Annotated in this window: 23 protein-coding genes; 11 read left to right on the top strand and 12 right to left on the bottom strand. The window is 62.3% G+C overall.

Translation table 11 applies throughout. The features are described 5' to 3' along the window. Positions 1 to 8: 8 nt before the first annotated feature. Positions 9 to 1,295: a TetR/AcrR family transcriptional regulator gene (locus I7X09_RS10880; RefSeq protein ID WP_234036878.1), complete on the bottom strand. Its 1,287-nt coding sequence runs from the start codon at positions 1,293 to 1,295 to the stop codon at positions 9 to 11. A gap of 58 nt (positions 1,296 to 1,353) precedes the next feature. On the opposite strand from I7X09_RS10880, the gene I7X09_RS10875 reads away from it, so the two are divergent. After that, entirely contained in the window at positions 1,354 to 1,593 is a 240-nt protein-coding gene (locus I7X09_RS10875; protein ID WP_095968482.1) for a helix-turn-helix transcriptional regulator, read from the top strand. 37 nt (positions 1,594 to 1,630) lie between these two features. Here I7X09_RS10875 and I7X09_RS10870 read toward each other — a convergent pair whose 3' ends face one another. Both I7X09_RS10870 and I7X09_RS10865 read right to left on the bottom strand, forming a co-directional pair. Then, the gene (locus I7X09_RS10870; protein ID WP_095968483.1) at positions 1,631 to 2,194 is read right to left on the bottom strand and encodes a GtrA family protein; all 564 of its coding nucleotides are present in this window, start codon (positions 2,192 to 2,194) and stop codon (positions 1,631 to 1,633) included. A gap of 65 nt (positions 2,195 to 2,259) precedes the next feature. Then, positions 2,260 to 3,465, bottom strand: coding sequence for an enhanced intracellular survival protein Eis (locus I7X09_RS10865; protein ID WP_397488160.1), 1,206 nt, complete (start codon positions 3,463 to 3,465; stop codon positions 2,260 to 2,262). 133 nt (positions 3,466 to 3,598) lie between these two features. On the opposite strand from I7X09_RS10865, the gene I7X09_RS10860 reads away from it, so the two are divergent. Further along, positions 3,599 to 4,819, top strand: coding sequence for a fatty acid desaturase family protein (locus I7X09_RS10860; RefSeq protein ID WP_095968485.1), 1,221 nt, complete (start codon positions 3,599 to 3,601; stop codon positions 4,817 to 4,819). A 4-nt stretch (positions 4,820 to 4,823) separates the two neighbouring features. On the opposite strand, the gene I7X09_RS10855 is transcribed toward I7X09_RS10860, so the two are convergent. From I7X09_RS10855 to I7X09_RS10840, 4 genes are all read right to left on the bottom strand, one after another. Next, on the bottom strand, positions 4,824 to 5,492 hold the full coding sequence (locus I7X09_RS10855) for a methionine ABC transporter permease (RefSeq protein WP_166809122.1): 669 nt from the start codon (positions 5,490 to 5,492) through the stop codon (positions 4,824 to 4,826). After that, entirely contained in the window at positions 5,489 to 6,490 is a 1,002-nt protein-coding gene (locus tag I7X09_RS10850; RefSeq protein ID WP_124569641.1) for a methionine ABC transporter ATP-binding protein, read from the bottom strand. The genes I7X09_RS10855 and I7X09_RS10850 overlap by 4 nt, the downstream gene beginning before the upstream one ends. Positions 6,491 to 6,502: 12 nt before the next feature. Then, positions 6,503 to 7,360, bottom strand: a complete 858-nt coding sequence (locus I7X09_RS10845; RefSeq protein WP_042952942.1) for a MetQ/NlpA family ABC transporter substrate-binding protein — start codon at positions 7,358 to 7,360, stop codon at positions 6,503 to 6,505. A gap of 115 nt (positions 7,361 to 7,475) precedes the next feature. After that, complete coding sequence (locus tag I7X09_RS10840) at positions 7,476 to 7,934, bottom strand: nuclear transport factor 2 family protein (RefSeq protein ID WP_095968488.1); 459 nt, start codon at positions 7,932 to 7,934, stop codon at positions 7,476 to 7,478. 130 nt (positions 7,935 to 8,064) lie between these two features. Here I7X09_RS10840 and I7X09_RS10835 point away from each other — a divergent pair, with 130 nt between their 5' ends. The 6 genes from I7X09_RS10835 to I7X09_RS10810 are packed head-to-tail and all read left to right on the top strand — an operon-like array spanning position 8,065 to position 13,729. Beyond that, complete coding sequence (locus I7X09_RS10835; protein WP_003940442.1) at positions 8,065 to 9,231, top strand: acyl-CoA dehydrogenase family protein; 1,167 nt, start codon at positions 8,065 to 8,067, stop codon at positions 9,229 to 9,231. After that, a complete protein-coding gene (locus I7X09_RS10830; RefSeq protein ID WP_095968489.1) occupies positions 9,228 to 10,175 on the top strand; it encodes a bifunctional MaoC family dehydratase N-terminal/OB-fold nucleic acid binding domain-containing protein in 948 nt (315 codons plus the stop codon). Before I7X09_RS10835 ends, I7X09_RS10830 begins: the two co-directional genes overlap by 4 nt. Beyond that, positions 10,175 to 11,290: an acyl-CoA dehydrogenase family protein gene (locus I7X09_RS10825; RefSeq protein ID WP_200316757.1), complete on the top strand. Its 1,116-nt coding sequence runs from the start codon at positions 10,175 to 10,177 to the stop codon at positions 11,288 to 11,290. The genes I7X09_RS10830 and I7X09_RS10825 overlap by 1 nt, the downstream gene beginning before the upstream one ends. Next, on the top strand, positions 11,287 to 11,715 hold the full coding sequence (locus I7X09_RS10820; protein ID WP_095968491.1) for a MaoC family dehydratase: 429 nt from the start codon (positions 11,287 to 11,289) through the stop codon (positions 11,713 to 11,715). Before I7X09_RS10825 ends, I7X09_RS10820 begins: the two co-directional genes overlap by 4 nt. Beyond that, entirely contained in the window at positions 11,715 to 12,893 is a 1,179-nt protein-coding gene (locus I7X09_RS10815; RefSeq protein WP_200316755.1) for a lipid-transfer protein, read from the top strand. The genes I7X09_RS10820 and I7X09_RS10815 overlap by 1 nt, the downstream gene beginning before the upstream one ends. A gap of 14 nt (positions 12,894 to 12,907) precedes the next feature. Next, complete coding sequence (locus I7X09_RS10810) at positions 12,908 to 13,729, top strand: MaoC/PaaZ C-terminal domain-containing protein (RefSeq protein WP_124569646.1); 822 nt, start codon at positions 12,908 to 12,910, stop codon at positions 13,727 to 13,729. Between the two features lie 111 nt (positions 13,730 to 13,840). Here I7X09_RS10810 and I7X09_RS10805 read toward each other — a convergent pair whose 3' ends face one another. Beyond that, entirely contained in the window at positions 13,841 to 14,617 is a 777-nt protein-coding gene (locus tag I7X09_RS10805; RefSeq protein WP_200316753.1) for an SDR family oxidoreductase, read from the bottom strand. A 199-nt stretch (positions 14,618 to 14,816) separates the two neighbouring features. On the opposite strand from I7X09_RS10805, the gene I7X09_RS10800 reads away from it, so the two are divergent. Next, on the top strand, positions 14,817 to 15,578 hold the full coding sequence (locus I7X09_RS10800; RefSeq protein ID WP_200316751.1) for an SDR family NAD(P)-dependent oxidoreductase: 762 nt from the start codon (positions 14,817 to 14,819) through the stop codon (positions 15,576 to 15,578). Between the two features lie 15 nt (positions 15,579 to 15,593). Here the strand turns inward: I7X09_RS10800 and I7X09_RS10795 are convergent, their stop codons facing one another. Both I7X09_RS10795 and I7X09_RS10790 read right to left on the bottom strand, forming a co-directional pair. Beyond that, the gene (locus tag I7X09_RS10795; RefSeq protein WP_200316749.1) at positions 15,594 to 16,370 is read right to left on the bottom strand and encodes an SDR family NAD(P)-dependent oxidoreductase; all 777 of its coding nucleotides are present in this window, start codon (positions 16,368 to 16,370) and stop codon (positions 15,594 to 15,596) included. Further along, positions 16,367 to 17,005: a hypothetical protein gene (locus tag I7X09_RS10790; protein WP_200316747.1), complete on the bottom strand. Its 639-nt coding sequence runs from the start codon at positions 17,003 to 17,005 to the stop codon at positions 16,367 to 16,369. The genes I7X09_RS10795 and I7X09_RS10790 overlap by 4 nt, the downstream gene beginning before the upstream one ends. 188 nt (positions 17,006 to 17,193) lie before the next feature. On the opposite strand from I7X09_RS10790, the gene I7X09_RS10785 reads away from it, so the two are divergent. Next, positions 17,194 to 18,105 carry a LysR family transcriptional regulator gene (locus I7X09_RS10785; protein WP_200316745.1) on the top strand — a complete coding sequence of 304 codons (912 nt, stop codon included), beginning with the start codon at positions 17,194 to 17,196 and terminating at the stop codon, positions 18,103 to 18,105. A 16-nt stretch (positions 18,106 to 18,121) separates the two neighbouring features. On the opposite strand, the gene I7X09_RS10780 is transcribed toward I7X09_RS10785, so the two are convergent. Together I7X09_RS10780 and I7X09_RS10775 are read right to left on the bottom strand one after the other, a co-directional pair. Next, a complete protein-coding gene (locus I7X09_RS10780) occupies positions 18,122 to 18,976 on the bottom strand; it encodes an AraC family transcriptional regulator (RefSeq protein WP_200316743.1) in 855 nt (284 codons plus the stop codon). A 21-nt stretch (positions 18,977 to 18,997) separates the two neighbouring features. After that, positions 18,998 to 19,900, bottom strand: coding sequence for a siderophore-interacting protein (locus tag I7X09_RS10775; RefSeq protein ID WP_200316741.1), 903 nt, complete (start codon positions 19,898 to 19,900; stop codon positions 18,998 to 19,000). Positions 19,901 to 20,041: 141 nt separating this feature from the next. Here I7X09_RS10775 and I7X09_RS10770 point away from each other — a divergent pair, with 141 nt between their 5' ends. Next, positions 20,042 to 21,073 (top strand): hypothetical protein, encoded by a 1,032-nt coding sequence (locus I7X09_RS10770; RefSeq protein ID WP_200316739.1) that lies wholly within the window; start codon positions 20,042 to 20,044, stop codon positions 21,071 to 21,073. Position 21,074: the final 1 nt, after the last annotated feature.

Genomic DNA, 21,074 nt, shown 5'->3' with positions numbered 1-21,074 from the left:
TCGTCTGATCAGGGATGGGCCAGCCCGTTCAGGACCATCGCGCCGACGAAGGCAGCGTTGTCGGCCGGGCTGTCCGATCGGCGGGTGAAGCACCTCAGTAGGAGGGTGTTGGTGATGCCTGCGGCGATGTCCATCGGAGCACTGATGGTCGACATCGCTCCGTTGTCCTGGCCGCGCTGCACAATCGGCGCGATGATCGAGGGGATGTTGAGTTTCTCTTTGAGCGAGAGCAGGCTCTCGGGCTCGCCGTAGGTGTCGTGGGCAACGGCAACCAGCAGTGCATCCATGAACTCTGTTTCCTCAGAGGCTAGTTGTGCGCAGCGGAGTAGGAAGTTCTCGATGATCGCGACGTCACCGAGACCGATCAGGATGTCGTCGGCAACGGTCTCTCGCAGTGAGTCCACGCGGCTCTGAAGGGCTGCCACCAAGATGTGGGGCTTGGTGGGAAACAGTTTGTTGGCGGCGGCGCGGGGAACTGCCGCCGTGTCGGCGATGTCGTTGATCTGCGTCATGAAGTATCCGCGCTTGCCGAATTCGCTACGCGCAGCGGCGAGAAACGCCGCTCGCGGATCACGCGGCAGCGGACGCGGCTCAGCGGGCTGGTCGATGGGACCGACAACGTCATCGAGGTGTTGGTGAAGGCCGGACGTGTCGACGACGGCGCCCAGTATCGCGAGCAGTGCGTCGGACATGATGTCGGGTGAGACGGAGCGGGAATCGATGCGGCTACGAATGCGGAAGCCGTCGATCACCGCATTGACCGTGACAGCGAAGGACTTGGTGGTGAACGGCCTTCGGAGTGTTGCGTCGGTTTTCTCGAAGAGGGCCTCGTAGGCCGCGGACACGAGCTCGTCGCGTCGACGATATTCGTTTCCCAGAGCGGTGGAGGTTCGCCGGTGTGAGCCCGCAAAAATGTGTGAGAGAAGACTTCTTGCAGTCGACGCGTCGTTGACGATTGCGTCGAATGCCTCTTTGACGAGAGTGGTGACCGTCGGACGAAGCGCGTCGTCGTTTGCTACCAACTGTGCGCGCACGGTCTGCTTCACTTTGTCGGCGCTGTCCAAGGTCGATTCGGTGAGGCTGGTGATCACGGCCTCGATGAATTCGGATTTGGTTCGGAACTTGCGAAAGAACGTGGCCTGCGATGCACCGGCGTGGTTGACGACCTGTTCGCTCCGAAGTCCGCGTTCGAGAATGTCTCGAGGGGCCTCGACGAGCGTCGTCACGCCTGCATCGACGAATTGCATGGTGGACGCGTCGCGGTCAGCCAACAAACGGAGTGACCCCGCGACCACGCTCCGTTTCCATGGGAGTTCGACCGCGCTGAAAGCCTGGAAGTAAGGGACACCACGGATGAAGACTGCCGACTCACCCAGCCTCAGTAGGCGTGAAGTACAGGTGCTGTTGACCTGGATTCGCTGCGACTCGAAAGCTGAAGTCTCCCGTGAGTTGTACATCGCGGAGGGAACGGTGAATACGCACCTCGCCCGTATTCGAGGGAAGTACGACGGAGTGGGCCGGACAGCCCCGACGAAGATGGCGCTGCTTGCACGCGCCCTTCAGGACGGGCTGATCGGTATCGACGAACTCTGATCGAAGCGCGAGCGATCGGGTGCGTCGATCCGGAAAGTCAGTCGAGGGCGGTGGCGTCGGTTGTCGGTGTCTTGGTGCCGGGAGTCGCTTCGATGTCGAGAACGACCTGGCTGTCGGTGGCTTCTTCGGGGAAGACGTACCGACGCATGGCCCACCAGCGGAAGGCCGTGGCCAGCAGGGTTCCGATGATCGATCCGCTGATGAAGTCCGCGAAGTTCTCCATGAAGAGGGAGACGTTGGGCTGGCGCAGGTGGAACACGTAGCTGGAGATCCACAGCGGAACCTGGTTGATGGCCAAACCGATACCCGCGACGATGAAGAACAGCGCGGCCTCGTGATGGCGCTGTCTACCACCACGCTGAGCAAACGACCATTCGCGGTTGAGCACGTAGGACAGAACCGTCGCGATGAGGACTGCGAGGATGTTGGCCGTCACCGGGTGCTGAGGCAGGACCGTCCACTTGATACCGAAGAACAGAACCGTGGTGACGATGAAGGCGATGCCGCCGACCACCAGGAACTTGAGCATTTCTGCGTGCGGAAGGACGCGCACGAGGACCCGCTCAGGAAGCCTATTGACCATCTTTCCGACAAACGCCATTGTTCGAGGCTAACCCTGAATACGGCCGACGGCACAAATCGTCCACCCACGTGTCGGCAAGATCATCAGAATCCGTACCCGAGAATTGCGGGCTTCTGCGCGTTGAAAGCGAAGTCGAAATTCCGGATCTCCTGCGGATCGGACGCGTGGAGTCGGTGCGCCGCCGCGAAGGACTTGGCCTGGTGCTCGCCCAGGTACAAGCTGCTCAGAACATCAGAGGGCATCGTGATCGCAGGCTCCGCGTCAGTGACCGTACAGGTGGCCTTGCCGCCCTTGACCTGAAGCGCGAAAGTTCCGCCGGCCTTCAGGAACGGATCGTCGACCTTGATGACTGTGTCCAGGTCAGCAGCATATTCACGAGCCTCGAGAGCCGCGGGCACGTTCATGATGCGCAGCCACAGTCGATCGGAGCGCGTCGTCGTCCGGGCAAGGCGGTAGTCCGTGAGCATCAGCCGGAGTGGATCGGCAGGATGCTGGCGTGTCTCGATCCGGGTAACGAGGTCGAGGCCGCAGATCGTTCGCCACAGCGCCGCGTGCGCATCTTCGGTGATCGTCACGAACTCGTCGATCCGGGCGATGCTGTCGCGGCCCTCGCTCGTGTGCCGGTAAGCGATGTATCCGTCCGCGTGTGTCAGAAAGAACAGTCCGGAGGCGCCGTCACGATCCTCGGACGGGTCGGCGAACATATGGTCCCAGAGCGGTTGCGGACGCACTTGAGCGCCGGGTGTCTGCAGCCGCCAGCGGTCGTAGATCTCGGGTAGAAGCGTCGAGGCAGCTTTGATGTCGACGATGGACACGCCACCGTTGTCGGGCACCTCGGGGCGAAATCGCGCGAAGCGGCGATCGAGGGTGATGCCCTCGCTGAAGGTGGCGGGGCCGTATCCGAAGCGGTTGTAGATGCCGGCTTCGCTGGCCGTCAGGGCGGCAAGTGGTGCTCCGGTCGACTCGATGTGGGCGTGAAGTGCAGTGAACATCGAGCGTAGGACGCCACGACGACGGTGAGTCGGGGCGACGGATACCCAGGTGATTCCGCGCGTGGGGAGTTGGCGGCCGCCGGGCACGGTGAATTCCATGTCGATTTCGATGGCCACGCCGACGGGTAGGTCACCGTCGACGGCGAGGATGATGTCCTCGGGCTTGTAGAGCGCCTTCGTCAGTTCGCTGACCGCGGGAGACGGGTGAAAACCGAACCCCACCGAGTCGAGTAGTTGGAGAGCCGGCCAGTCACTCTCGGTAGCGGTGCGGATGGTGATCTTGTTTTCGGGGCTCACGTATATCGACTCTGGCATAGATTGCGTGAAGACGCACATGAATATCGGGGCTGACGTTTCCTCACCGGCTCCCAGGGGTACCGCCCGACGGACCAGTCCTGCGGCACGGAGAAAACCGATACGGAGAAACACTGTGGCGATCACCGACATCAAGGAATATGCCCATCTGACCGAGGAAGACGTCGAGGCGCTCGGGCGCGAGCTGGATGCCATTCGGCTCGACATCGAGGAGAAGCGCGGCGCGCACGATGCTCGATACATCCAGCGAACGATCGCGTTTCAACGCTCATTGATGGTGGCCGGCCGCATCGTCTTGTTCGCCAGCAAGAAGAAGCCTGCCTGGATTCTGGGGACTGCGCTCCTGGGTGCCGGCAAGATCATCGAGAACATGGAACTCGGCCACAACATCATCCACGGCCAGTGGGACTGGATGAACGATCCCGAGATTCACTCGAGCAACTGGGAGTGGGACAACACCTGCCCGTCCTCGGGATGGAAGCACTCGCACAACTTCACTCATCACAAGTTCACCAACATCGTCGGCCTCGACAACGACGTGGGTTACGGAATCATGCGCGTCACCCGTGATCAGAAGTGGCACGCCGACTATCTTTTTCAACCGATCACGAATTTCGTTCTCGCGACACTGTTCGAGTGGGGCGTGGCACTGCATCACCTGGAAACGGACAAACTCCGCAAGGGTGAGGTGAAGTGGTCCGAGAAATCGGAGATGGCCAAGGACGTCGGAAAGAAGATCGCGCGGCAGGTGACGAAGGATTACATCCTGTTCCCCGCTCTGACCGGTCCGGCGTGGAAGACCACGTTGACGGCCAACGTCGTTGCAAATCTCATCCGCAACTATTGGAGTTACGCCGTCATCTTCTGCGGGCACTTCCCAGACGGTGCCGAGAAGTTCACGCTCGAGGAATTCGAGAACGAATCGCGCGCTCAGTGGTATCTGCGACAGATGCTGGGGTCAGCCAACTTTCACGCCGGTCCGGTCATGGCATTCATGAGCGGCAACCTCTGCTACCAGATCGAGCACCACTGCTTCCCCGACTTGCCGAGCAACCGGTACTCGGAAATCGCTGTGCCGCTGCGCGACCTGTGCGACAAGTACGACCTCCCGTACACCACCGGCCCGTTGTGGAAGCAGTACGGATTGACGCTGCGGACAATCTGGAAGTTGTCTCTGCCCAACAGGTTTCTCTCCGCGTCTCAGGACGATGCTCCGGAGACGCATTCGGAGTTGAAGTTCCGCATCCGCGGCGGAATCAAGGAAGTCTTCGGTGTCGATCCGCAGACCGGTAAGCGGCGCGGCCTGCGAACTGCGATCGCGATGGTCTCGAGCTGAACGGTTACCGCTTGTGCGCCATTGAACGAACTACGAGATCGCCGGTCGACTGGATTGCCTGGACCAGCACGATCAAGATCACGACTGCGACGAACAGCACCGGGGTGTTGAATCGTTGGTAGCCGTACTTGATCGCGAAGTCGCCGAGACCACCGGCGCCGATGGCGCCTGCCATGGCCGAGAAACCGATCAGCATCACCGCCGTCAGGGTTGCTCCGGCTACCAAGCCCGGAACCGATTCGGGCAGTAGTACTTTGACGACGATGTCCTTGTCGGTAGCGCCCATGGACCGTGCGGCCTCGACGCGTCCGGAATCGACTTCACGCAGAGCGTTCTCGACGACGCGCGCGAAGAATGGCACCGAGCCGATGGTCAGCGGCACGATAGCTGCCGTGGCACCGAGCGCTGTCCCGACGATCGCCCTCGTCGCCGGGATGAGCAGAACCAACAAGATGACGAACGGCAGCGAACGGCCGATGTTCACCACGGTGCCCAGTACCGAATTGAGGACGCGGTTGGGACGGATTCCGTCGGGCGCGCTCGCGTGCAAGAGAACGCCGAGGGCGATACCGATGATCACAGTGAGCACGAACGAGACGCCGACCATGTAGAGCGTGTCGAGTAGGGCTTCCCACGCTTCGCCGAGGGAATCCTGCCAGGACGTCTTGTTCATGAGAACGTCACCTTCACTCCGCGCTGCGAAAGATGTTCTTCGACAGCCTTTCTTGTCTCTTCGTCGCTGACGAGTCCCGTGTGCGAGGCGAACTCCACGCGAAGACGGCCGACCTGATGGGCTCCGATGTCCTCGATCCCGCCGGAGATTACGGTGACGTCGACGTCGAGATCCCTTGAGAGTTGGGAAATCACGGGCGAGGTCGACAGTGAATCGACAAAGGTGAGGAGCGCCGGAATTCCGGTCCGGGATGTTCGCACCGTTCCGGTCGGCAGCAGTGCTTCACCGAGAGGCGAGTCCGGGTCCGCGACCAGTTCGGTGAGAGTTCCCTCGTCGACGATGCGGCCCTGATCGATCAGAGCAGCGCGATGGCAGATCCGTCGAACCACGTTGAGCTCGTGAGTGATCAGAACAATGGTGACACCGAGTCGTCGATTGAGGTCGGCGAGCAGGTCGAGGATCGAGTCGGTCGTGTCCGAGTCGAGGGCGCTCGTGGCCTCGTCGCACAGGAGGACATCGGGTGAAGCCGCCAAGGCTCTCGCGATGCCGACGCGTTGTTTCTGGCCACCGGACAGTTGCGAAGGGAACGCGTCGCGTCGGTCTTCCAGACCGACCAGCTCGATCAGTTCGTCGACGCGGGCACGTCGATCTGCCCGCGAATACCCCGCCACTTCGAGAGGAAACGCGATGTTGGCGGCGACGGAGCGGGAATGCAGCAGATTGAAATGCTGGAACACGACACCGATCCGCTTGCGTGCATCGCGCAACTGCGCCGGGCTCAGCGCAGTCAGATCGGTGTCGCCCAGCAGAATCCGGCCGCTGGTGGGGCGTTCGAGCAGGTTGAGGCATCGCAGCAGAGTGGACTTGCCGGCGCCGCTCTTGCCGATGATGCCGAAGATTTCGCCGTCTTCGATTTTCAGGGACACGGAATCGAGTGCATGCAGAACTTTCGTGCCGCTGCGGTATTCCTTGGAGACCGATTCGATCGAGAAGACCATGACGGGTCTCGATCAGGTGGCGCTGGCCGGAATGACCGAGCCCTGGTAGGTCTGCTCGATGAATGTCGCGACGTCGGTGGACGTCAATGCCTCAGCCAACTTCTGCACTCGCGCATCGTTTTCGAGGGAGGTACGAACCGTCAGGACGTTGGCGTACGGGTTGCCTTCGGCCTTCTCTAGCACCAGTGCGTCCTTGGCCGGGTTGAGGCCGCCTTCGATTGCGTAGTTGCCGTTGATGATTGCGAGATCGACGTTTCCGTCATCGAGCGTGCGCGGAAGCTGCGGAGGATCGACCTGGGTGAACGTGAGCCCCTTGGGGTTGTCGATGATGTTCTTCTCGCTGATCTGGGTGATGTCGGTGCCGGGGGCACCCAACTGCTGATCGAGCTTGATCAATCCGGCCTGCTGCAACAGGTACAACCCACGGGCGAAGTTCGTCACGTTGTTGGACAAAGCGACCGTTGCGCCCTGGCGTAGGTCGGCCACATTGGTGACCTTCTTGGAATATGCACCGAGGGGCTCGACGTGGACCTTCGCCACGGCGACCAGGTCGTCGACACCCTTCTCCTTCGACCACGATTCCTGGTACGGCACGTGCTGGAAGAAGTTGGCGTCGGTGTCTCCGGCTTCGAGCACCTCGTTGGCGTCGAGATCGCCGGTGATCTCGCTGACCTCGATCTTGGTGTCGCCGAGCAGGCCCTTTTCTTCGACGAACTTCAGGATCTCGGCATGCGGAACAGAAGAAGCGACGATGCGAAGGGGTGCGTTCTCGTCGGAGGAGTTGTCGCTCGAGCACGCTGCGACGGTTCCGACTGCGACGGCGGCCACTGCGAAGGCAGCGAGGAATCTTCTGGTGCGCGAGCGTGACATGTGAATCTCCAAGACATAGCCGAACGCCACGCCGAGATGGCGTGACAGTTCGTGAACGCTAGCCCGGTAATCCTCCTGTGAGGAGATACAGAATCACCGCGATTTTTTCGTCTACCTATTGTCCGAGGAGGATGACCGGAACGTCCTCCGCGAAATCGACCACCAATTCGCGACGCGAGAACAGCCAGGTGCCGTCGACCTTTTCGAAGCTGTCCTGATAACGGATCTCGATCCGGTTGTCCCGGTGGCCCTCGCCCCGCGGATAGATGTGGTGGGCGGAGCAGTAGGCCTCACCGTGCGCGGTGGTGGGGCTGTCGAGGTCGAGGATCTGCTGCTCGACGATGTGCCGGGTCGAGTGCAGATGTGAGACGGCATCGACCACTGAACTGCTGACAACGGAGTTCCCACGTATCTCCGTCGGTGCATCCGTTCCGTTCAATGCCGGCGGCAAGACGAATGCCACGTCGTCAGTGAAGAGAGCCGCAAGTGCGGTGGTGTTTCGGCGGTCGACGGCCTGTGCGTACCTGGCGGCCAAGTCGGTGAGAGCGACGCGATCCGAGGAGTCCATGCGCATATCTCACCTTATGTGACGCCGCTCATGTTCCGGCTTCCCGCTCAACGAGACATTCACAGCGCCCACCTGGGCATCTGGTTAGCGTCCAGGCCAAGAGTTGCCAGCCATGAATGCCATAGGAGAAACAGCGATGGATCTGAGGGAATCGCCCGAGCAGCAGGAGCTCCGCAAGGAGTTGCGCGCGTATTTCGCGGCGCTGCTGCCGGAAGAGAAGCGTCGCGCGGCCGGCGAGCAAGGTGTGGGCGGCGAGTACTTCCGCGAGATCGTGAAGTTGCTGGGTAAGGACGGCTGGCTCGGCATCGGCTGGCCCAAGGAATTCGGTGGCCAGGGACGCTCCATCGAAGAGCAGTTCGTGTTCTTCGACGAGGTTCAGCGCGCGGGTCTGCCGTTCCCCTTCGTGACGGTCAATACCGTCGGACCGACGTTGATGAAGTACGGCACCGAAGAGCAGAAGGAACGATTCCTGCCCGGCATTCTGGCCGGCGACATCGTTTTCGCCATCGGATACACCGAGCCCGAGGCCGGAACGGACTTGGCTTCGCTCAAGACCCGTGCGGTCCTCGACGGTGACGAGTGGATCGTCGACGGCAACAAGATCTTCACCAGCGGCGCCAACACCGCCGACTACGTGTGGCTGGCGTGCCGCACCGACGCGGATGCCCCCAAGCACAAGGGCATCTCGATCCTGATCGTCCCCACCGAGGACGCAGGCTTCGAGTGGTCACCGATCAACACCGTCGGCGGCTTGATGGTGACGTCCACGTACTACTCCGGCATTCGTGTTCCGTCGAAGGACGTCGTCGGCGAGGTCAACGGCGGCTGGCAGCTCATCACGGCTCAGCTCAATCACGAGCGAATCGGCTTGGCAGCGATCGGTGGGCGTACTTACGGTCTGTGGAACCTGGTCCTGGACTGGGCCAAGGAAAACGGCGCCATCGACATCCCATGGGTGCAGCAGGACTTCGCTCGTACACACGCCAAGCTCGAGGCCATGCGACTGCTGAACTGGAAGATGACGGCAGCCGTCGCGCAGGACACGCTCTCCGGAGCCGACGCCGGTGCCACCAAGACGTACGGCACCGAAACTCACGTCGACGTCTATCGCACCCTCCTCGGAATTCTCGGCTCCGCCGGACGCATTCGCCCGGAGTCCCCAGGTGCGCTGCTTGCCGGTCAGATCGAACAGATCTCGCGTCAGGGTGTCGTGAACACCTTCGGTGGCGGCGTCAACGAAGTTCTGCGTGACATGGTCGGCACCATCGGCTTGGGACTCGTTCGCGAAAAGAGGGTCAAGTGAGCGACATTTCGGCGCAACTAGACGCCTTTGTCGGCCAGACTCTGGTCCCCACCACCTGGGGGCCCGACGAGGTCAACATCCCCATGATCAGGCATTGGGCCGAGACCATGGGCGATACCAACCCCGTCTACCTCGACGACGAAGCTGCCCGCGCCACCGGACGTGACGGCGTCGTCGCTCCCGCTCAGATGCTCCAGGTCTGGATCATGCGGACGTTCACCGACAAGATGGCGGGCAACGACCCGTCGCAGGTGTGGACCGATCTGATCGCCACTCTCGACGCAGCCGGTTACAGCTCCGTTGTGGCAACCGATTCCGATCAGGAGTTCTTCGCCGAACTGCGGCCAGGAGATCGCGTGAACTACACCGAGGTCATCGAGTCGATTTCGCCGGAGAAGAAGACCGGACTCGGTGTCGGACACTTTGTCACGACGCTCAAGACCTACCGCAACGGTGACGGCGAGGTGGTCGGCACCCAGCGGTGGCGGACGCTGCGGTTCAAGCCTCAGGAAGCTGCTGCACCGGAGGCGCCGCGCGCTCTGCGTCCGCGTCCGGCTCTCAACGCGGACAACGCTTTCTGGTTCGAAGCCGCCAAGGAGCACCGTCTGGTGATCCAGCGCTGCACGTCCTGCAAGACGCTGCGTCATCCCACCGGCCCGATGTGCGGGGAGTGCCAGTCACTCGAGTGGGACACGATCGACGCGTCGGGGCGCGGCACGGTGTACAGCTTCGTGGTCAATCATCATCCCAAGATCGACGCGTTCGACTACCCGCTCGTCGTTGCGGTAATCGAACTCGAAGAAGGAACACGATTGATCGCCAACATGGTGGGTATCGCGCCCGAAGATGTCGTGGTCGACATGCCCGTGGAACTTGACTGGATCGACGCCGACCCGGATCTGACGCTTCCCGCGTTCCGGCCGGCCGTACGCGAGGAGCACTGATGGACTTCAATTTCAGCGAAGAGCAGGAAGCAATTCGCGCACTGGCCGACGAGGTCTTCACCAGCAAGGCAACGATCGAGCGCACCAAGGAGATCGAACTCTCGGCCGAGCGCGTCGACCGTGAACTGTGGCGTGAACTCGCGAGCACCGGGCTGCTCGGCATCGCACTGCCGGAGGAGTTCGGCGGCGGCGGCCTCGGATTGTCGGAGCTGTACGCACTGCTCGAACAGCAGGGACGTCACGTTGCGGCCGTGCCGATCTGGGAGACGACCCTTGCAGCATCGGCTGTCAATGAATTCGGCTCCGATTCCCTTCGCGCCGAGATCCTTCCGAGTGTTGCCGACGGCAGTCGATTCCTGACCATCGGTCTCGAAGAGTTCGGTCCGTACACGGGCGGCGACCCACTGACCACGGCTGAGCAGGACGCCGACGGCAACTGGACCGTGACGGGTGAGAAGGCCGTAGTGCCGATGACTCACGTCGCGAACCTTGCTCTCGTTTCGGCAACCGCTTCCACCGGTACGGCACTGCTGCTGGTGGATCTGAATGCCGAAGGAGTGACGCTCGAACAGACGCAGTCCACCAACTGGGAGATCTGTGCCAACGTCACCTTCGCCGGTGCGCCGGCGCAGCTCATCGGCGCGGCCGACGGTACGACGGTTCCGTGGCTGATCGACCGAGTTCAGCTGGCGTTGGCAGCAATCCAATGGGGTGTCGGATCGGGCGCAGTCGTGCAGGCCGTCACGTACCTGAACGGCCGAAAGCAGTTCGGCCGTCCGCTCGCGACCTTCCAGGCCGTCAATCATCAACTCGCTGACTGCTACATCGATCTCGAAGCGATGCGCGTGACTTTGTGGCAGGCGGCCTGGCGCATCTCCGAGGGACTGGATCTCGGCACCTCGGTACTGGTCGCCAAGTGGTGGGCAACCGACGGCGGACAGCGCGTCGTGCATCGCACCACGCATGTCCACGGCGGCATGGGCGTCGACACCGACTATCCGGTTCACCGTCACCTGCTGTGGGGCAAGCAGATTGCTGCCACCCTCGGCGGTTCCAGCTCCGACCTCGCGCGTCTGGGTGCGCAGCTCGCATCCGGTGTGGAGGTGCTCGCATGACCGTTCTTGCCGGTCGCAGTTACGCGGACATCATGGTCGGAGAGGCATTGCCCGAGTTGGCGATCCCGCTGACCCGTACGTTGATCGTCGCCACCGCGATCGCCACCCGCGATTTCCAGGACGTGCACCACGACCCGAGCCTGGCTCAGGAGCGCGGCTCCAAGGATGTCTTCATGAACATCCTCACGAGCAACGGTCTCGTCGGCCGGTACGTCACCGACTGGGCCGGATCTGCATCGACCTTGCGCCGCATCGCCATTCGTCTCGGGGCGCCCAACTACCCGGGCGACACCATGACGATGACCGGTGAAGTCGTCTCCAAGGAAGACGGAGTGGTCGTGGTCAAGGTACAGGGCGCGAACAGCCTGGGGAATCACGCATCCGGCACCGTCGCAGTCGCTTTCAAGGAAGAGGGGAGGCCCTGATGGCGATCAGCCCGCTCTCGGGTGCCGCTGCCATCGTCGGCATCGGATCCACCGAGTTCTCGAAGAACTCCGGCCGCACCGAACTGCAGTTGGCGTGTGAGGCCATCATCGCGGCGCTCGCTGACGCCGGTATCGATCCCTCCGAGGTCGACGGTCTGTCCACCTACACGTCGGAGACGAACGGCGAAGCGATCGTGGCTCGCAACTGCGGCCTCGGTGAGCTGAAGTTCTTCTCGCGTATTCACTACGGTGGCGGCGCTGCGTGTGCCACGGTGCAACAGGCTGCTATGGCAGTTGCGACGGGTGTTGCCGACGTCGTGGTCTGCTACCGAGCCTTCAACGAGCGTTCCGGTGTGCGATACGGCCTGGGGCAGCACGATCGACCCATGGACAGCACGGCGGACCGAGCGGCATATGCGTGGATGACTCCTCAGGGATTGTCGACTCCCGCTCAGTGGGTCGCCATGTTCGCCCGTCGATACATGCACCAGTACGGTGCGACGAGTGAGGACTTCGGACGAGTTGCAGTGGTGGCGCGCAAGCACGCCGCCAACAACCCGGCTGCGTGGTTCTACGAGCGCCCGATCACGCTCGAAGATCATCAGAACTCACGCTGGATCGCCGAGCCGCTGCACCTGCTCGACTGCTGCCAGGAAACCGACGGCGGCCAGGCGCTGGTCATCGTCTCTGCCGAGCGCGCAAAGGATCTGGCCAACAAGCCCGTCGTCATCAAGGGCGCCGCTCAGGGCAGTAGCAAGGATCAGCACATGATGACCAGCTACTACCGCCCCGACATCTCCGGTATCCCCGAGATGGGCCTGGTTGCTCGTCAGCTGTACGGCCAGAGCGGCCTGAGCCCCGATCACATCAACGCAGCGATCCTGTACGACCACTTCACCCCGTTGGTGCTTCCGCAGCTCGAAGAACTGGGCTTCTGCAAGCCCGGTGAGGCCAAGGACTTCATCCGTGAAGGCAACCTGGAGATCGGCGGACGCCTGCCGTCCAACACTCACGGCGGTCAGGTGGGCGAGGCATACCTGCACGGCGTCAACGGAATTGCCGAAGGTGTGCGTCTGGTCCGAGGCACATCGACCAATCAACCGGCGGGCGTCGAAAACGTGCTGGTCACAGCCGGAACGGCAGTACCCACCAGCGGTCTCGTTCTCGGCGCTGTTTGAGAGAGGAAATGACAGTGACAACTTCGGAAGCTGCGAAGACCGCCGGCGATTGGCGCGGAGCCGATCTCGGTACCCGTACCGTGTCGTACACCGAGCGCGATGCGATCTTGTACGCACTTGCCGTGGGCGCCAAGGCAACCGAACTGGACCTCGTCTTCGAGGATCAGCTTCGGGTACTGCCGACTTTTGCGCTGACGCTGGCGCAGTGGGCTCCCGACGCTCTGGGCTCGGCGGGCGCCTTCGACACCTCGACGGCACTGCACGGCTCGCAGGAACTGAAAGTGCTTGCCCCGCTGCCGCGTAGCGGTGACGTGACCTTGAAGGCTTCGGTCGGCGAGGTGTGGGACAAGGGTGCAGCAGCGGTGTTCGAGGTGAAGGTCGAGTGCGAATACTTCGTCGCAACCTGGTCACTGTTCGCTCCCGGTGCCGGTGGATTCGGCGGAGAACGTGGACCCTCACGTCCGGCGGAGCCGACTGGCGAGCCCTCGCTCACCGGTGTGCTGACCACCGCGGAGAACCAGACGGCGATGTACCGGCTGCTGGGCGACAAACACCACATCCACATCGATCCCGAGGCTGCGGCGCGGATCAACCAGCCGCGTCCGATCATGCACGGGTTGTGCACGCTGGCCGCCAGCACACTCGAGCTTGCTCGGGTCGCCGGAGTGCATCCGGCTGATCTCGTCAGCCTCGAGGGCCGATTCGCTGCGGCAATCCATCCGGGTGAAGCGCCGTCCATCGTTGCGTGGGGAACTCCCGACGACCTTGCGTTCCAGGTCGTCAAGGGTGATCAGGTGGCGATTTCCGGTGCACGAGTGAGCTTCTCCACTCACTAGGCTCTCCATACTCAACTGCGGGGTGCTTGACCCCCTCGTCGCGCCCCGCAGTTGTTCGCACGAAAAAGCAGCCCCTGAGCACATTCGCTCAGGGGCTGCTTTGCGAGTGATTCAGTCCTGATGGGTCGCCATGTAGCGAGCCGGGTATTCGCCGCCGCCGTGAACGGCGATGTCGGCGCCGTTCACGTACGAGGAGAGTGGGCTCGCCAGGAACAGGCAGGAGTTGGCTATATCGGCCGGTACGGCCATACGCTCCATCGGAATGGTCTTGGTGACCGCAGCGCCGCCGTCGGCACCGTAGACCTCGGCGGCAGCCTCCGTACGGATCAGGCCGGTGGTGATGTGGTTGATCCGGACCCTGGGCGCCCATTCGAGGGCCAACGCCTTGGTCAGAACGAGGAGGCCCGCCTTGGCCGCGCTGTACGCCGCGGTTCCGGGCTGCGGGTCGATTGCCGAGACGCTGCCGATGTTGATGATGGCGCCGCCGTCGTCCTGCGTCTGCATGACTGCGTTGGCAGCCTGGGCAACGTTGAAGGGAGCCAACAAGTTCAGTGCCACGATCTTCTCGACGAAGCGGGGCGACACCGTCGCAGCATCGGCATCGGGGGAGCCGCCGGCGTTGTTGACCAGGACGTCCAGACGGCCGAAGCGCTCGACTGCGTCTTGGACGAGGGCTGCGGCGTCGGCGGGATCGCGGACGTCAGTGGCGCGAAAGGCTGCGCTACGACTGTCGGCGGTGGGTAGAGAATCGGGCTCGTTACGGCCACAGACCAGCACGTTTGCACCCGCGGCGAGAAAGGTTTCGGCGATCACGTAGCCGATGCCTTTGGTGCCACCGGTGACGATCACCGAGCGTCCGCTGAAATCGACGGGGTTGGGCAGTGTCACGGTGGAGCCTTCCTGGTGCGGTGCCGAGCTGAATTGCCGCCCAATGTGATTGACGCGACGTGGTCGCACACCCTAGGGTCAAGCAAGTGCTTGGTTGTTTTGTAGGTCGAGTGTAGACGACAAACGGCGGCAGTCACCAGAATCGACCGGTCCTTCCCGCAAAAGGGACCTCTGCGTCGACAGACATTGGAGTAGTCACATGGGCAAGCTCGAAGGCAAAGTTGCACTCATCACGGGTGCGGGTCAGGGAATCGGGCAGGGGATTGCACTGGCCTTGGCCAAAGAGGGCGCCGTGATCGCCGTTGCCGGTCGCACCGAATCCAAGTTGCACACCACCTGCGGACTACTCGCTGACATCGGTGCGCGCGGTGAGGCCGTGGTCTGCGACGTCAGCAAGAAGGACGACATCGCGGCGGCCGTGGACCGTACCGTCGAACTGTTCGGCGGAATCGACATCCTGGTCAACAACGCCAACGACTGCAAGCCGGGTCCTCTCCTGAGTGTGCTCGACGAAGACTTCGAGCGTTCCTTCGCGACGGGCCCACTCGCCACCCTGCGCATGATGCAGGCGTCGTACCCGCACATGAACAGTCGTGGTGGTGGCGTCATCATCAACATGGTCACCTCGGCGGCCGTGCGCTGGGATGCCAGCAACTACGGCGCTTACGGTTCCATCAAGGAAGGAATGCGCTCGTTGACCCGCGCCGCGGCCTGCGAATGGGGCAAGGACAACATTCGAGTTCTCAACGTCGCTCCGCACGCCAAGACTCCCGCGTTGCAGTGGTGGATGGACAAGAATCCGGAAGAGGCGGCGGCATTTGTCGCGGGTATTCCGCTGGGACGAGTCGGAGATCCCGAGACCGACATCGGGCGTGCCGTCGTCTTCCTCGTCAGCGAAGACGCCGGTTACCTCACGGGTGCCACGATCCCACTCGACGGCGGCCAGTCACGCTGGGGCTGACCGCCATCTACCCGATCAGGTCATCACGGCGCCGCCGTCGACGGCAATCGTCTGCCCGGTGACGTTGCGAGCCTTGTCGCTGAGCAAGAACGCGACCATCTCGGCGATGTCTCCGGGTGTCTGAGCTCGACCCATCGGAACCATCTGGGCGACAAAAGAATCGAAGACGTCGGAATCGGAGACATCTGCGAGCGAGGGATCGCGTCGACGCAGTTCCTTGATGGTCCGCAACCACATGTCGGTGAGGATCAGTCCGGGCATGACGGTGTTCGAACGGAGTCCTCGGGTCGCGCCGATTCGGGCGACGCTGTGACTCATCTCGATCACCGCGGCCTTCGACGGTCCGTAGTGCGCGAGCATGTCACCGCCCAAGCGGGCGCCGATCGACGCGATGTTGACGATCGCTGCGGGACCCTCGATTCTACTCACGAATTCTCGGCACATCAGGAAGCTGCCCTTGGTGTTCACCGCAAAGGTGTTGTCCCACTGGTCTTCGGTGATTTCGAGAAACGGAGTGAAGACGCCGATGCCGGCACCGTTGACGAGTGCTGCCGGACTGCCGATCGACGCAGCCACGTCGAACGCGTTCTTCACGTCGCCTTCACGTCGAACGTCGCATCGTGCCGTGTGAACCTCTACGCCAAGGCTTTCCAGGCGTGCTGCGGTGTCGGCGAGCGCCGCCTCTTCGATGTCGAGGAGAAGCAGGGTGCCGAAGTCCTCGGCAAGGCGCTCGGCAATGGCGGCACCCAACCCGGCTGCGGCGCCGGTGACGATCGCTACCGGCGCGCTCACGGCAGATGCGTTTCGAGCAGTGGTGCAAGCAGTTCGGCCGCGCGCGCTGCCGTGATGACTTCGCTCGGGTCCACCTTGGTCACCACTTTCGAGGCAGAATCTTCGTAGACGTGCTCACCGATGAGTCGACCCTGCTCGTCATATGGCCAGACGAATGCCAAGGTCCGACGTACGAGGTACCAACCGTCGGGGTCGATGTCCGACGACTGTTCGAGGACGGTGGGCGTGGATCCACCCGATTCGTGCACAGCGCCGAACACCCCGTCTCCGAGGCTCGAACCGGGGACGAACTGACTGAAGAGGGTCTCGCCGGAGAACCCACTGTCGGATACGGCGAAGTCGGACTTGCCGGTCCACATGACAAGGGTGTCCGTCTCGGCGAGCGAATGGTAGAAGGTGGTGACGGCGTCCATGCCGTCCAGAACAATCGACTGCCCGTCTTCGAACAACCGGTAAACGGGTTCTTCGACGGTCATGTCGGGCGAGAGGATTTCCTTGTAACGACCGGAGACCTCGAGCAACGCGTGGCGTCGGTAGTTGCGGAGGATCTTCTGGTGCCGTGGATTGTCGATGGTTTCCAATTGCTTTTCGACGCCATCCATCATGTGGACGAATTCGTGCTCGTACTTGCTCATCACATCTCCTGGTTTCGCAGATTCGGCGGGCTGTCCGGATCTGCGACAACTGTGACCCGGCGAGGCATTCGCTGTACATGTAGAACTTCGTTCGAAAATTGCCAGTTTGCTTAACGCCGCTGTTCAGATACCGTGATGGTCATCACTTCATGGGTCTACAGCGGCCGTAAACAACCGAATGGACGGTAATGAAAAAGGCGCGAAGAGGTGAGGATCTGAACCTGCGGTTGGTGTCCTCGTTGCTCGTCGTCGTGGCGGAAGGGCACTTCGGACGAGCGGCAGACCGGTTGTTCGTCACGGCGCCTGCTCTCAGTCAGCAGATTCGTCGACTCGAGGAGCAGGTGGGAGTCGAGTTGGTCGATCGCAGTTCGCACCCGGTGGTGCTCACCGCCGCGGGTGAGGTGTTCGTCGCGGATGCGCGGCCCGCGCTCGAGTTCGCCGTTCGCGCGATGAACGGGCTCGATGCACTCGAGCGTCGGCGGGCCAGGCGGTTGCGGATCGGATTCATCAACGGGGCTGCCGGAAGTTTGGGGCGTGCGGTGATCGATTCGTTGCATGCGGAGGTGGAGCTGGTCCAATTGGATTGGTCCCAACAGGTTTCCGCGGTGGCGAGCGCGACCGTCGATGCCGCCTTCGTGCGGCCGCCACTGCCGGTGCTCGACGGTGTGGTGCTCGAACGGATAGGCGTCGAACCGCGGGTGGCGGCGTTGCCTCGAGGACACCGACTGGCGGGTCGTACGAGCATCGAGCTTTCTGAAATAGATGGGATGGTGCAGGTTTCGAGTGACGGTGCACCACTCGAATGGGTGAAATGGTGGTCGGTGGACCCGCGCCCGAGTGGTGTACCCGTCCGGTACGGTCCCTCGGTCCGCACGATGGACGAAGCGCTCGAGGTCGTCGCCAACGGTCGAGCGGTGGTCATAACGGCAGCAACCATTGCCGAGTACTACACCCGCTCGGATGTCAGTTTCGTGCGAATCTCCGACATCGAGCAGTGTTCGATCGATCTGTGTACCCGTGAGGGGGACACTGGTCCGGCGGTGATCGAGCTACGCAAAGCCGTAGCCGCCCTGGGCCTCGGCAGGACGACGAGCGAGTGACCGAAAGGTGGAGTGATCAGCGAAACCGTTCGCGATACTGGTTCGGGCTGCACTGCCACCGGGATCGGAACCTACGCGCTGCGTGGCCGGGATCGTGCCATCCGACGGCGCGGGCAGCCCCGGAAATGCTGAGTTCTGTTGTGCGCAAGAGAGATGCGAGACGTTCGACGCGCAATGTCTGCAGATAGGACATCGGACTGGAGCCGGTGTCGGCAACGAACACGCGGCTCAATTGTGAAGGCGAGAGGGCGACCTTCGCGGCCAGCGAACCCAGAGTCCAGGGATGATCGAGGTTATTGCTCATCACCTCCACGGCCAGTTCGACCGTTGCACGGTAGCTGCGTTCTTCACGGCTATTCACCGTGTCGGAGACGAGAGGCTCGAGCACGGAGAACGCTGCGAACAGCAGGGCATACTGCTCGAAAATTCCGATCCCGAGATCTCGGGATCGGCCCGTGCCTGCTGCGAGTTCGTCGAAGAGTTCGGCCAGTTGCGCGGTGCGGTCGTCGGCATCGAGGATGAGAACGGGGCGAGGCACGCGCGACTGCGGAGAAAACGCGGCACCCCAGCCCGGAACTTTCGTGATCCAGGACAACTCGTCTACGAACAGCGTCGGATCCAAGAAAACATTGGTGGTCAGCAGGCAATTCGATTCGAGGCTGTGGCGTGTGCCGGGCGTGAGGATCAACACGTGACCCGAACGAATATCCGTCACATCGTCTGCGCTGCGCTGGACTGCTCGGCCATCTCGTACGAGAGCCAATTCCACCACGTCGTGGCTGTGTACTTCCACGTCGTTGTCGAGGCGAAGATGCTCGGCGCGCACTCGGCGACGGGAACGCTCCGTGGTGTTCGTCGGCGTGACGCCCACGTTTCCCTCCTCCCTTGCAGTTCACGGCTTCGTCGATAGGAACTCCACATCGTCGACTGTCAGTTCGTCCAGTTCCTGAGGCGTCAGGTTCCGGCCTTCGGCGACCGCCGCGTGCATACGGGCGAAGACGTCGTCGGCCACCTCGTCGGCGTCGGCTTTGCGTTTCCAGTATCCAACGATATGCGAGTTCATCGGGGAGTAGCCGATGTCCACGCGGAGGAGGTGACGGACTCCGCGGAGCGAGCCGGCTTCTCCCGCGGCCCAGACGTAGTCAGGCTGATGTGCCGACAACGCCTGACGGAGCTCTTCGATCATCGTCTCTTCGTCGGACCCGTGGATCCACCGAGCGCGACCGTCGGCGGCCGCTTCCAACGGAATCTCATTCTCCGGGCTGTCGGTGATCAGGAGCGTGATCGCTTCCTGATCGGTCGTGAGAGATTCCAAGATCGTCATGATCGCGGGGAGCGCGGACACGTCACCGAGCAGCAGCAGGGAACGCGCCAGCTCCGGGAGTGGTTGGTTCCCTACAGCATTGGTCAGTCCGACAACGTCGCCGGGAACGGCGTTCGTGACCCACCTGCCTGCCGGCCCGTCGCTGTGGACGACGAAATCGATGTCGACCTCACACAGTTCCCGGCGGTGTGCGCGGATCGTGTACGTCCGCACTATCGGCTTGGGTGCGTCGTCGGGGTACTCGAAACCGTGTACCCCGACGGTCGGAATCGTCAGTTCTCGGGCGGCTGCGGAATGGTCGGCGTCATCGGGCAGAAAGATCTTCACCTTCGGAGCGATGCCGACGCAGTCGTAATCGCGGAGTTCGCCGAACGTCACTCGAACGAAATGAGGCCCTATCTCTCTTTTCCTTGTGACGACAGCGCGATGGGTGGTGAATCGGGGGCGGATGGCCGTTTGCGTGTCCTGCATGTGATGCTCCTTGGAAGCAATCGAAGTTAGGTATACCTATCTTCAAGCGAGACCGGTCTCGATGGTGAGGATGCAATGCGCATCTACCGGGATGAAATACGCATTGTTGCCGCATTCGTTTTAGTCAGTTAGACTAAAACCATGAAAACGACGCGCACTGCACTCGAAACAGTCGAGACGGCAAAGGTTTCGGCTGATGTGTTCGGGGGAGTCCCCAGTGATCTCGACTCCCGCCGCGCTGCAAAGCGTCGTTTTCATCGGCTCGCCTCTGCCATCCATCCGGACCGGGCGAAGCCCGAAGATCGGGTGCGGTACTCGGCGGCAACATCTCGGTTGAACGAGCTCTACCGGAGTTGGTCGGCAGAGGTCGAGTCCGCAGATTCTCGTCCCGTATATGTGGGCGAACGGGGAGAGTATTCGTTGGGTGGACTGGTAGCCCGCGGCTCGGTTGCCAACCTGTACCGGTCCGATGCCGGTGTCGTACTCAAGATTCCGCGAAACCCTCGGGCGAACTCGATGATCGAGGCCGAACGGAATGTGTTGACGGACATCGAGAATTCGTGCGAAGCCGGTTGGGCAGCGCCGTACTTCCCGCGGTTGATCGACCGAATCACTCATGTGGACGCCGGCGCGCGACGCCAGATCGACGTGCTGGACGATCTGACCGAAGGTTTCGTGAGCCTCGCCGACGTTCGTGAGGCGTATCCAGGGGGCCTCGATCCGCGTGACTGGGCGTGGATGCACCGACGGCTGCTTCGGGCTCTGGCAGCGGCGCATGCGACTGGTTGGGTGCACACCGCGATCACTGCGGAGAACGTGCTGATCGAGCCTGATCGGCACGGGGTGGTGCTGGTCGGGTGGTCCTTTGCCACCCGCACCGGCAGCCGCCCGGTGGCGACGATCGGTTCCGATCGCGATTCCTACCCAAGGGAAGTCGGCGAAACAGCGTCTCCCGCGTGGGACGTCTACATGGCTCATCGCTTGATGCTGCGAATGCTGGGCGAGCAGGCTCACGAGAGAATGAAGGCTTTTGCTCGGGGCTGCCTGCAGGACAACCCGAGACTGCGTCCCGACGCGGTCGACCTACTTGACGAGTTCGACGAACTCCTCGATCTTCTCTACGGCCGGCGGATATTTCGTCCGTTCGCCGTCCCCTCCACGAAAGGACAGTGAT

Source organism: Rhodococcus sp. P-2, from assembly GCF_016598535.1.
GTDB lineage: Bacteria > Actinomycetota > Actinomycetes > Mycobacteriales > Mycobacteriaceae > Rhodococcus_F > Rhodococcus_F baikonurensis.
This window is presented reverse-complemented; position numbering and strand designations above follow the sequence as displayed.